Annotated in this window: 7 protein-coding genes; 5 read left to right on the forward strand and 2 right to left on the reverse strand. The window is 52.9% G+C overall.

Annotation, left to right across the window (positions count from 1 at the left end):
- Positions 1-78: 78 nt before the first annotated feature.
- From GRI36_RS13230 to GRI36_RS13245, 4 genes are all read left to right on the forward strand, one after another.
- Complete coding sequence (locus tag GRI36_RS13230; protein ID WP_160598883.1) at positions 79-1,950, forward strand: putative bifunctional diguanylate cyclase/phosphodiesterase; 1,872 nt, start codon at positions 79-81, stop codon at positions 1,948-1,950.
- Positions 1,951-2,309: 359 nt separating this feature from the next.
- Positions 2,310-4,007 (forward strand): BCCT family transporter, encoded by a 1,698-nt coding sequence (locus GRI36_RS13235; protein WP_235902279.1) that lies wholly within the window; start codon positions 2,310-2,312, stop codon positions 4,005-4,007.
- 421 nt (positions 4,008-4,428) lie between these two features.
- Positions 4,429-7,086, forward strand: coding sequence for a TonB-dependent receptor (locus GRI36_RS13240; RefSeq protein ID WP_160598885.1), 2,658 nt, complete (start codon positions 4,429-4,431; stop codon positions 7,084-7,086).
- 78 nt (positions 7,087-7,164) lie between these two features.
- The gene (locus GRI36_RS13245; protein ID WP_160598886.1) at positions 7,165-9,135 is read left to right on the forward strand and encodes a tetratricopeptide repeat-containing sulfotransferase family protein; all 1,971 of its coding nucleotides are present in this window, start codon (positions 7,165-7,167) and stop codon (positions 9,133-9,135) included.
- A gap of 50 nt (positions 9,136-9,185) precedes the next feature.
- On the opposite strand, the gene GRI36_RS13250 is transcribed toward GRI36_RS13245, so the two are convergent.
- Both GRI36_RS13250 and GRI36_RS13255 read right to left on the reverse strand, forming a co-directional pair.
- Positions 9,186-10,154 (reverse strand): alpha/beta fold hydrolase, encoded by a 969-nt coding sequence (locus tag GRI36_RS13250; RefSeq protein WP_202392179.1) that lies wholly within the window; start codon positions 10,152-10,154, stop codon positions 9,186-9,188.
- 197 nt (positions 10,155-10,351) lie between these two features.
- Positions 10,352-10,780, reverse strand: a complete 429-nt coding sequence (locus GRI36_RS13255; RefSeq protein WP_160598887.1) for a hypothetical protein — start codon at positions 10,778-10,780, stop codon at positions 10,352-10,354.
- 72 nt (positions 10,781-10,852) lie between these two features.
- On the opposite strand from GRI36_RS13255, the gene GRI36_RS13260 reads away from it, so the two are divergent.
- Positions 10,853-11,518: an alpha/beta hydrolase gene (locus tag GRI36_RS13260; RefSeq protein WP_160599251.1), complete on the forward strand. Its 666-nt coding sequence runs from the start codon at positions 10,853-10,855 to the stop codon at positions 11,516-11,518.
- Positions 11,519-11,964: the final 446 nt, after the last annotated feature.

Genomic DNA, 11,964 nt, shown 5'->3' on the forward strand with positions numbered 1-11,964 from the left:
CTTACACAATTCAGCGTTGACCCCCGAGCAGCGAACCAAGAGGTTGAAGTTGCATTGGCCAAGCAACTTTCGAGGCGCATGCCGTTTGTTTACGCAATTGCCATCGTTAACCTGCTGCTCGTTGCAAACGCATTTCATGGCACAGTTTCCGACATCCATCTTTTCTTCGCTACCGGCCCGCTTTTGGTGATAGCCAGTCTAAGAGCGATTCACTGGCACCCATGGGCAGTTGCCCGGCGTTCACCAGAAAAAATCTCTCGTGATTTGGCGATGCTTCCTGTGACAGGAACAGCAATTGCAACTGGCCTCATGCTCTTCGGTCTCAGCCTTTATCCATACGGTGATACCCAGCAACAAAGCCTTCTGCACTATATCGCCACGCTTACCAGCTTCGTGGGAATCCTGGGTTTGAACCCATCTCCCAAAACGGCACTTGGGATGACCGTTGTCAGTGTTGTCCCGTCGATCACAATGTTCCTCTACATTGGACATACGAATGCTGTTGCAATCAGCGTCACGATGGTTTCGGTGTCGATGCTTCTCCTGCTGATTGCCCGTGCACAATACCAAGGGTTAATCGATCTTATTCGCTCCAAGACTGCTTTGCAGCATCGAGAGCTGGAAGCGGCTAAACTCAATGATAGGTTACACAAGCAAGCCTATATTGACGATCTGACCCAGATAGCAAACCGGCGATCATTCTTCGAAAGCTTCGAGACCCAACTTTCGCAACCGGCTATTGATGAACCTTGGTTAGGGCTGATTGATCTCGACGGATTTAAAATTGTCAATGATCTGTTCGGTCACCGCGCAGGCGACACAGTGCTAACGATTATCGCCAAACGGCTGGCTGACTTTCCTGACGTGATCTGCTGCGGCAGGTTGGGAGGCGACGAATTCGGATTTCTCCTAATGGGCTCGCTGGGCAAAGATGCGGCGGTCAATCAATGCGAGGAGCTGGTGAGGCTTATTGCAGAGCCAATCCCGTTCCAGCAACAGCTGCTAACGGTTCAAGCATCGATAGGCCTCAGAAAGACAGCAGGGCTTGCTGCGAGCGCATGTATCGAACGCGCTGATTGGGCGCTTTATAAGGCGAAGCAAAACGGCGGCAAGGTCACTATTTTCTCAGTTGAAGATGAAGTGGTGATGCAAGAGAAAGCCCGGATCACACAATTGTTCGACCGTGCCGATTTGGCTAGTCAATTGGAAGTTGTCTATCAACCGATCATCGATTTTGATAGCGGCAACATCCAGTCGGTCGAGGTTCTAGCACGATGGAATGCCGTGGGCGGGACGATTATTATGCCCGACGTATTTATCCCGATGGCAGAGAGTACGCACCGAACCAGCGAACTTACAAAAATCATCATCGCAAAGGCAATTATTGAGTTGCCGGAAATTTTCAGCGAAAAATCATTGCATATCAACCTTTCAGTAAAGGACATCACCAATATCGACTTTGTGAATTGGCTGCTGGAAAGTGATGTTTTCGAGCCGGTGTCTCGGGAACAAGTCTTACTCGAATTGACCGAGACCGCGATTCTGACCGGCGGGGCGCAAGCTGCGGCTAATCTGGCGCTATTGCGCGCTGGCGGTTTTCGTATTGCTCTCGATGATTTCGGTGTTGGTCAATCAAGTTTGTCCAGGATACACAAACTACCGCTAGACCAGATCAAGATCGACAAATCTTTCTGCGACGATGCAAGCTCAAATGAGCATGGCTGGGCGATTGTAGCGACAATCTTGGCTTTGTCGCGGCAGATAGGTCTTGAATGCGTTCTTGAGGGAGTGGAGACTGAGGAGCAGGCGATACAGGCCAGGTCTCTCGGGGTTCGCCTGATGCAAGGGTATTATTTTTCCAAGCCCAAGAGCTCCTCACAATTCAACGATGCAGGAAGCCCGGTTTTCAATTCACGGCAAATCGCATTGCATGAGCCAACAGCAAAATAGAGCCGCTCCGACCTTCGCCAAACCTATTCTTGATCCAAGCGGACAAAAGCTCGCCGCCCACCATGATCATCGAGATCGTGAGGAAGAAAATGCGGAGGCTTGAGAGCGAAATGGTCTGCGTTTGATACATCGCGCGAAGGCCCAGTCGGCCGGCTCAGAATTTTCCATTGAAAGCTGTAACGCATTATTTTTCGAGCGGAGCAGGTAGCGCGCAATGCTATTAATTGGCCTACTGCGTTTGCAATAGTGCCTACATTCCGTATTGAGGGACACACATTCAAATTCCGCGCACTTATCAGATCGCCACTTCGCGAGTTGAAATTGTGCGATCAAAACGAATTATGAAAGTAGGGGCGCAATTGAGTGACACCAACAGCAATGTGATTGATCCACCACTGGTGGACTTACATATTAACACTGCGGATTCCGGTTTTTATAAGGGCTTCAGCACGATCGTTACGTTGCCGTCCAAAGTCATCGTGACCTTACTGATATTGTGGGTCATCTTCTTTCCTGTCCGAGCGAGCGAAGCGCTGGAGATCGCAAACAGTACGATCATTCGCGATTTTGCCGGTTGGTATGTCTATCTTGTCGCGTTCTTAATGCTCGCAGCCTTTTTCCTCGCTATCATTCCTAAAACTGGCAAGCTGCGCCTTGGGATGCCGGACGAACAGCCAGAGTTTTCGAGGTTTTCTTGGTTTGCGATGTTGTTCGGGGCCGGAATTGGCGTCGGCATGCTAACCTATTCAACCGGCGAGCCTCTGGCGCATTTTGCCAACAATCCAGACATCATACGCGGCGCTATCGAACCGATAACGATGGAGGCTGTTCGCCCAGCCTACATATATACATTCTTGCATTGGGGCTTTGCCGCTTGGGCAACCTATGCGTTGGTCGGCTTGTCTGTCGGATATGTCGCATATCGGCGGAACCTACCCCTAACAATCCGTTCTGGTCTTGCTCCTCTGTTTGGTAAGACAATGTCGGGCGTTACAGGGCATATTGTCGATATCGTTGCGGTGGTTGCGACTGTTCTGGGCGTCGCCGTTACAATGGGCTTCGGGGTCGAGCAGTTTGTTGCTGGCCTGAGCAGGCTTGGCCTAGGAGATTGGCTGCTGGGCAGCGAGGGCAGCGCATCGACACTGGCTATTATTTTTGCTCTGGTTTTACTCGTCGGTACCTCGACTCTTTCTGCACTTTCCGGGGTTGGGCGCGGGATAAAGTGGTTGTCGAACCTCAATATGGGTCTCTCTTTTGCTCTGCTGACGGTATTTATTCTCGCAGGCTCGGGTGTCTTTGGCTTCACCCTCTTGTTCACCGGGATATTCGATTATCTCGTCAACCTACCCGGCCTAGCCGTTAGCCTATGGACGGCGGACGGAACCCCCATTGGTGACGCCCTTGCGCAATGGCAGCTCGACTGGTCAGTCTTCTATTGGGCATGGTGGATTGCGTTCGCGCCCTTCGTTGGGATGTTCATCGCACGCGTCTCGCGCGGCCGCACAGTGCGCGAATATGTTCTCGGTGTAGTGCTGGTTCCTTCGCTTATGTGCTTCATTTGGATGACCATTGTCGGCGGAACCGCAATCGATCTTGAATTGAGCGGGGCGGCCGAGGGTTCAATCCTGGCCGCGGGAATATCCGACCAATTGTTTGCGACCCTGTCGGTCATGTTTGACCCAGGCGTTGCGACTATGCTGTCTGGCCTGGTCGTTATTTTGCTGATGACGTATCTCATAACTTCGGTCGATAGCGCGATCCTTATCGTCAATACGATAAATGGGGCCGGCCATGAGGAAGATGATGTCGAGCGTCGCCACCACATCATCTTCTGGGGGTGCGCCATCGCCTTGGTCGTGGGCAGTATGCTGATTCTTGGCGGAACCGGAGCAATTCGCGTCACCATGATAATCGGCGCCCTGCCCTTCTCCTTCGTAATTGCCCTGATGGCGGTTTCGATCATAAAAGCGGTGATTTATGATCTTATCCGGATGAAGCATGAGGTCCCCACCACCTTTGAGGGTGTGGAGGCCGAGCGCTTGGCGACGGCACCTTAGTTGCGGTTACTTGGGGCGCCCGCCCATCACAAGCTGTTGGGGCGGTAGAGGGTCAATACAGACTCTCGAAAGTATTAGTATAGTAATATCTATTCAAAGTAGTATTTCATATTACTTTATAAAAAACTTGGCGAAATTCGCGCTTGCGATGTGAATTCTATATAAGGCAAATACAATTGTAACTGTATTTATATTATTGGCGAATAGAATTAGTCGTGTTGTTTTTATGTGACTCCAAAATATTCAATTAGATATGTCCGCTTGCTGCGGTGGAGTGGGTTGCTGTTGTTTGTTAGCGGGCAATGCAGCGAATGGTATTGGATAAATGTCCTTCGCCTTTTCAGCTTCTCGGAACCGCAGACTATCCTGTCCGCGATCTTTGCAGGGGCCCCGCCTTATCCAATCGACAAGGAAAGTTTTAATGATGAAATTCACCAGTGGCGCGTCAGTTTTGACGATCGCCGCTCTCTCCGTAACGCCTGCTTTTGCCCAAGACACGTCGGATTCTGATGAAGTCCGCAAGGGCGGCGTGCAAGAAATCGTCGTTACGGCCACCAAGCAAAGTGAAAACCTGCAGGACGTACCGATCGCCGTCAGCGCGATCGGCGAAGAGCAGCTTAACGAGCTCGCGATTGATACTTTTGCCGACTATCTTGACCAGCTTCCCAGCGTCACAGCGGGCGGCAGCGGCCCTGGCCAAAGCACCATCTACATTCGCGGACTGGCTTCAACCACACCTAACCTTACAACCGCAGGCGTTGCTGGTTTAGCCCCCAACGTTGCGCTATATCTTGATGAACAACCGCTTGGTCAGCCTGGCCGCAACCTTGATGTGTATGCCGCCGATCTTGAGCGGATTGAAGTGTTGGCGGGTCCGCAAGGCACCCTGTTTGGTGCCAGTTCACAAGCGGGCGTTGTGCGCCTGATTACCAATAAGCCAAGCCTGAGCGGACTGGATTATAACGCCAAAGCTGGCCTGTCATTCACCAAGGGCGGCGAAGCGAGTTATAATGTCGAGGCGATGCTGAATGTCCCGGTGACAGACAGCTTTGCCCTGCGCGGCGTTTTTTATCGCGATGATCAAGGTGGTTATATCGACAATGTAGCGGGTACGCAGACATTGCGTGACAGCGCGCGGTTCCGTCCTGCAGGAACGGTCCGTTCCAATGGCGTTGCTGTCAGCGGTCTGCGCGGCGGCTTCCAGTCAGATGCGGCAACGCTTGCTGCGATAGACGCCAATGTGAACTTCATCGCAGCCGACAACTTGGCGATAGTAGAGGAAAACTTCAACGACACCCAATATACCGGTTTCCGTGTGTCGGGTCTGTTTGAGTTCAATTCCGATTGGCGCCTTAACGTTTCCCACGCCCGCCAGAGCATTGATTCAGACGGTGTATTCTTCGCTGATCCAACGCTCGACATCGATGATCTGGAAATCCAGCGGTATGAAGATGACCGTTTGGAAGATGATTATTCCAACACCAGCTGGACAGTCGAAGGGCGTCTGGCGATGCTCGATCTGGTGTATACTGGCGCTTATACCGAACGCGAAACTGAACAGCGGGTTGATTACACTGACTATCTGTTTGTTGGCCAATATCTGCCATATTATATCTGTGATGGCTCGGTCAGCTATCCTGGAGCAGGCGGCCCAACCGGGACCTGTCAGGCGCCTAACTTGTTCGTAACATCTGATTCTAAAACCACTGTTTTCACCCAGGAATTCCGTGCCAGCACACCGCAAGAAAATCGCCTCCGCGGTACTTTCGGTGCATTCTATTCTGACCTTGAACTGCAAGAACGCAACGACTTCACTTACCCTGGTAGCGTCGCTGCTGCGCCTTTCGGTGCGTTCGCGCCTAACTCGCCATTCCCGGGCGGTTTCCAGAGCGATCCCGGGCCATTCCCGGCTGGCGTGATTTTCCGCAACGACGTCAAGCGGACTGACCAACAATTCGGCCTTTTCGGTGAAGCATCATTCGATATCGTGCCAGATGTTCTGACACTCACCCTTGGTGCACGTTATTATAACATCGAGGTCGATTTTGAGGGTGATGCTAACGCGTCGTTCTGTAACTCGGGCGCGGCGCAGGATGCCAACGCATTCGGCACCAACATCAGCGACCTGTATGATGGCGATGGACAATTTACCTTTGTCGGAAGCTGTAACGCGGCACTGCGCCAGACGTTTAATCAGGGTGATAGCATTGCCGATATTCAAGCGGCGGGCTTGAGCGCCACTCAGGCACAGCAAGTGTTCAATGCGCTTGCTGCACCTGATGTCGCCAAGGCAGAAGGTTGGATCAAGAAAGGCACGCTCACATTCACTCCGAATGATGATCTGCTGTTCTATGCAACCTATTCGGAAGGCTTCCGTCCCGGACTGCTTAACCGCCCGGGCGGCGCAACCAATGGCGCTGGCTTTACCGTACCGTTTGAATTGGAAACGGATGAAGTTCAGAACTATGAACTCGGTTGGAAAATGGATCTGGTTGACGGCCAGGTTCGCCTCAACGGCAGTGCTTTCTACGTCGACATCAGCCGACTCCAAACGACAATTTTTGACCCGAGCATCACCAACCTGTTCTTCTCCGATAATGCTGCTGACGCGGAAATTTATGGTGTTGAAGGCGAAATAACTTACGCTCCATACTCTCTAGAAGGGCTAACGGTAGCGGGCGCATTCTCGTTGCTCGATACCAAGGTGACAGATGTTCTGACCCCGACCGATGATGTCATTCAAGGATCGCCGCTAGCGTATGCCCCTAAATTCCAGGGTAACATGCGTGTACGGTATGAATGGGCAATTGGCGATCTCACGGCGCATGTGATGCCGCAAGTCGCACATTCATCCTCGAAGTTTACCGACATCATTGAAATCAACAAATTCAAGTTGGACGGCTACACGACCTTCGCGTTGAGCGCCGGTGTCAAGTCGGATCAATGGTCGGTCGAGCTGTTTGGTGAAAACCTCACAGATGAGCGTGCCGAAATCGCCGGCAATTTCATCAATGACCGGGAACGCATTACGACCAACCGCCCGCTGACAATGGGAATTCGGGTCGGCTTTAGCTACTAAGTCATAATAAATATCAAGATGGGCAGCGGGTGAGGGAAACCTTGCCCGCTGCTTTTCTTTTCTGCAGAGAAGGCCGTGATGTCAGCCGAAACAGAATTACGCGCAGAACACATAAAGCAGGCGCAAAAACTGCTGCAAGCGGGTAACTTTGCAGGCGGCTTAGCCGCCGCAAAAGCGATACTGAGCCAAACACCGGATGAAGCCGAGGCGCTGTATCTGGCCGCAGTTTCTGCCCGGTATCTAAAAGACTACAAGCAGGCGGAAGCCTATCTCGCCCGGCTCCATGCCGCGACCCCCGAATATGGCCGAGCTTGGCAAGAAGCGGGTCATTTGGAACGGGCCAAGGGTGATGCGGCGAAAGCACTGACAGCCTTCCAGCGGGCCACACAGTTCAATCCGGCACTAGAAGCGAGCTGGCGGATACAAGCTGAATTGCTCAATACATCTGGCAGGGTACAAGAAGCCGCAGGCCCATTGGCCCAAGCAGATCGGCTGAAAGCGATGCCGCGCGAATTGCTCGCGGCGACCAATCATTTGCACGAAGGGCGTGTGCTGCGCGCTGAAGAATTTTGCCGCCATTTCTTGCGCCAGAACCCGAAAAATACCGAAGCAATGCGGTTGTTGGCACAGATAGGCATCAAGCTCGGCGTTCTCGATGACGCAGAGTTTTTGCTCGAAAGCGCGCGCAGCTTCGATCCCGACAATATTCAAATCCGGATTGATTATATCGATGCCTTGCGCCGGCGACAGAAATTCGCGCAGGCCAAAGTCGAGGCGGAAGACTTGTTTGCGCTCGATCCCGAAAATCCGCTGTTCCAGTCCCGGCTGGCAATCGAGAGCATGCAAACCGGCGAATACGAACGCGCCTTTGACCTGTTCGAACTTGTCTTGGACAAAATACCTGATGACCCCAGCACGCTGACATCGCGTGGCCACGCTCTGAAAACGGTTGGCAAGCATGATGAAGCGGTCGAATCCTACCAAGCAGCCTTTGCCGCAAAACCCGACCAGGGTGACGCTTATTACGCGCTGGCCAATCTCAAAACATACCGCTTTTCCGAATCTGAGATTGCCAAAATGCAGGCGCAAATTGTTCGCCATGACCTTGCCTTTATGGACCGGGTCCATCTGTCATTTGCGCTCGGTAAGGCGCTAGAGGATCGCGGCGAATACCAGCAGTCAATTGGCTTCTATCAGGACGGGAACACCCTGAAGCGTCGCCAGACCCGCTATGACGCCGACAAGATGCAGGCAGAACTGCGCAAACAGACTCAATCCTGTACTACCGAACTGTTTGCACAGCATGATGGCAAGGGATATCAGGCCGCAGACCCGATTTTCATCGTTGGCTTGCCGCGCGCGGGTTCAACATTACTCGAACAAATTTTGGCATCGCATAGCCAGATCGATGGTACGCTAGAGCTGCCCAATATCTTGGCGCTTGCGCATCAATTGCGCGGACGAAAGGCTGGCGAGTCCCAATATCCAGAAGTGTTGCATAGGCTGGAAGCCGATCAGCTTTCGACAATGGGATCCGATTTTATCGACAGCACGCGCATACATCGCCAAGATGCGCCATATTTTATAGACAAGATGCCCAACAATTTTCGTCATATTGGCCTCATCAAATTAATCCTGCCCAATGCCAAAATCATAGATGCGCGCCGCGATCCGATGGATTGCTGTTTCTCCGGCTTCAAACAGCTATTCGCAGAAGGGCAGGAATTCACCTACGGACTTGAACAGATTGGGCGGTACTACACTGATTATGTCGAATTGATGCAGCACTGGGACGCGGTCTTGCCCGGGGCAATCCTGCGGGTTCAGCATGAAGATGTGCTGGATGATCTTGAGGGCCAAGTCCGCAGGATGCTCGATTATCTAGGCCTGACGTTTGAACAGGCTTGCATTGATTTCCACCAATCCAATCGCGCTGTGAGAACGGCCAGCTCCGAACAGGTACGTCAGCCAATCAACCGCTCCGGTCAAGGAGCGTGGCGGCCATTCGAGCCATGGCTGGATGATCTGCAATCTGCTCTTGGGATATAATTTTGCAAACCAAAAAGCCGGCCTGTCAGGCTTGCAAACCGTGCACCCTGCTAATCCGAACTGGCCCGGCAATCGGCGGCAGTCCAGCTTTCCAGGACTGATCTTAACGCAGCAATCATAGCGACTGGCTGATCCAACATGAGATGATGTTGGGCCTGAGGAACGGAGATGATCGGGAAATCTATTCCGCCCAATTCACGCAAGTAAGCGGCAGAATCAGCGTTGAAGAGTAGGCTTTGTTCGCCATAGATAACCGCCTTACGGCCTGGTGCTTCGATGATGCGCTCAGGCGTTCTTTGCCAGGAACTCTCCATTTTGGGGTCGCGGCGAAACACTTCCGGATCGAATTTCCAACGCCATCCGCCGGCGACTTGACTAAGCGAGTGATAGGCCATGTAGTCGACCAGATAGGGCACACCGGCCTCTTGCGGTGGCGACAGGACATAACGCCCGCGCGCAGCCTCGTAATCGGGATAGACCTTGTTTGGCCGGTCGGGGTCTTGCGAGCCGGGTCGCCGGTTTCTCTTGAAATGCCTTGCGAGTGTCTCAGGCCGCATCGCCATCAAGTCACAAATTATGGCTCCACTGAAAGCATCATGGTGCTGTTCAAGTGCCGACAGGGTGACACTTCCGCCGTAAGAATGCGCGACGATCACCGGCTTAACAGCGTGATCAAATTGCCCAGTCTGACGGGCGACCTCCATCAGCTCTGCAACGCGGTCCTCCACCGTATAGGTCTCGCGCCTACCGGAATCGCCCATCCCCGACAAATCATAGGCCACCACGTGCCGCCCAACAGCAAGAGACGGGGCAATCGCTGCCCAACAACCAGCATGAGCCAGAAAACCATGCAGCAAAATTAGCGGCGGGTTGCCGCGTTTGCCCCATTCAAAATAATTGATGCTACAGCCGTCGGCGTCTATCTGGCCTTGCACCACAGGGCCAGTCATCAGCGGCGCAAGCCACTCCGGGGCGGCTGCCAGTAAGTCGGCACCACGTTTATCGAATGCAGGATGCAATTTTTCTGTTCCTTATTAGCTGGGAGCATCCTCTAGGAAAGCATGCAGAACGCAATGGATTTTTGGTTCTGCGCGAGAGTGACATGGGTTTCAGGCGCTGACATTGCTAGCCGCGAGGAAATAGCCGCTTAACGGACATCGCTTTATTTTATCAAATAACCCTAATGGCTGTTTCCTGCCCCGGTTGCAGTCGCCACCTATGGCGTTGGTTCTGATACCTTAATCGCTGAATCAGCTGACGATTTTGGCGGGATCGTGCGAATAATTGCCGCGTACTCGGCGATCAGGACGAACACCCAAAACTCAATTCCTGCCCACTCGCCGGTCGCAAAACCTCTAACTATATCGACAACCAGCATAACCATTGCCAGCAACCGAAAAAATATGAAGCTAGTGTTCGGCGTATCAGCGCGTTGAGCCGCGGCAAACATCATTAGGACGCTAAGGCCGGCCCACAGGACCGAGCCCAACAGCGTTTCGGCACGATAGAATCCATCCAGCGCTGCTATGAACCAAAAAAGGCGCGAAACAGCAAACTGGCTCTGACGCGTAAGCTGGCATAATTTGATAATCGGCGGGACAAACAGTGTCTTGCCGATCCAGTGATCAATCTTAGCGAATGACATCGGTACGCCATAGCGGCAAGGGCTGAATGTCGCCACGAGTATGTGTCCTTCATCGAATGCGAGGTTGAAATAGTGCTGTCCAAAATCATAAATGGAGCAAGCCTTAAGCCACGCTCCGGAGGCTTACCTAAGCAAATAGTACTTCTTTTGCATGGCTTCGGGTCCAGCGGCACCGACATGATTTCGCTAGCGCCACAATGGCAAGATGCGCTGCCGGATGCACTGTTTCTCGCGCCGCATGCGCCGCAACGTTGCGGAATGATGGCCGCAGGTTACCAATGGTGGGGATTATCAGGATTGGCGCCGTCGGCGCTGGCGGCAGGCGCAGCATCTGCGGCACCGCCAATCAACGCCTTTATCGACCGCAAGCTCAGCCAGTATAATTTGACCGACGAAAACCTGGCGCTAGTCGGCTTTAGCCAAGGTACGATGATGGCCCTTCATGTCGGCTTGAGAAGATCGCGACCGGCGGCCGCCATAGTCGGCTACTCAGGCATGCTGACCGAGACCACCGGGCTCGCTGGCAAAGAGGTCGCCAAACCTCCTGTCATGCTAGTGCACGGTACCGCGGATCCAGTGGTTCCGGTTGCGGCACTTCATATGGCGGAAAGCGAGCTGAAGCGCCTTGGCGTGAGCGTCACCAGTCATGTTTCTTATGGCGTGGCTCACAACGTCGATCCCGTTGGCTTGCGCCTTGGGCGGGATTTTGTGGCTGACGCCTTCTCCGCACCGGCGTAGCGCACTTTGTGACAATGGCCTGATTATGAGCGTTTTACACCCACAGGCCAGCCTAAAGCATAGATGGATTGGCGTTAAGGAGTTGTCGGCACTGCGTACGTTGACGCAGATAAATACAACATGCGTTCCCGCCCCGGTGAATGCGAACCCTATCGCCATTCCTCGCGCGCAAACAGGGCCAAAAACAGGCCGAATACTATTTTGCAGCACAAGGGCCAATCTTCGTTCAGTTATTTGTGCAACCGCGATAGCCAACGCGAAAAAGCCCCACTGAAGACAGTGAGGCTGAATAATATGGGTTTTCAATGACATGATGGTTGCGGGGGTTGGATTTGAACCAACGACCTTCAGGTTATGAGCCTGAAAACAGGGGCGAAACGAACCTATTGATTGTTTGGCATAAAATGGCGTAACTTGCTGATATAACGAGTAAGCTATCGCGCCAA

The sequence above is a fragment of the Pontixanthobacter gangjinensis genome, from assembly GCF_009827545.1.
GTDB classification, from domain to species: domain Bacteria; phylum Pseudomonadota; class Alphaproteobacteria; order Sphingomonadales; family Sphingomonadaceae; genus Pontixanthobacter; species Pontixanthobacter gangjinensis.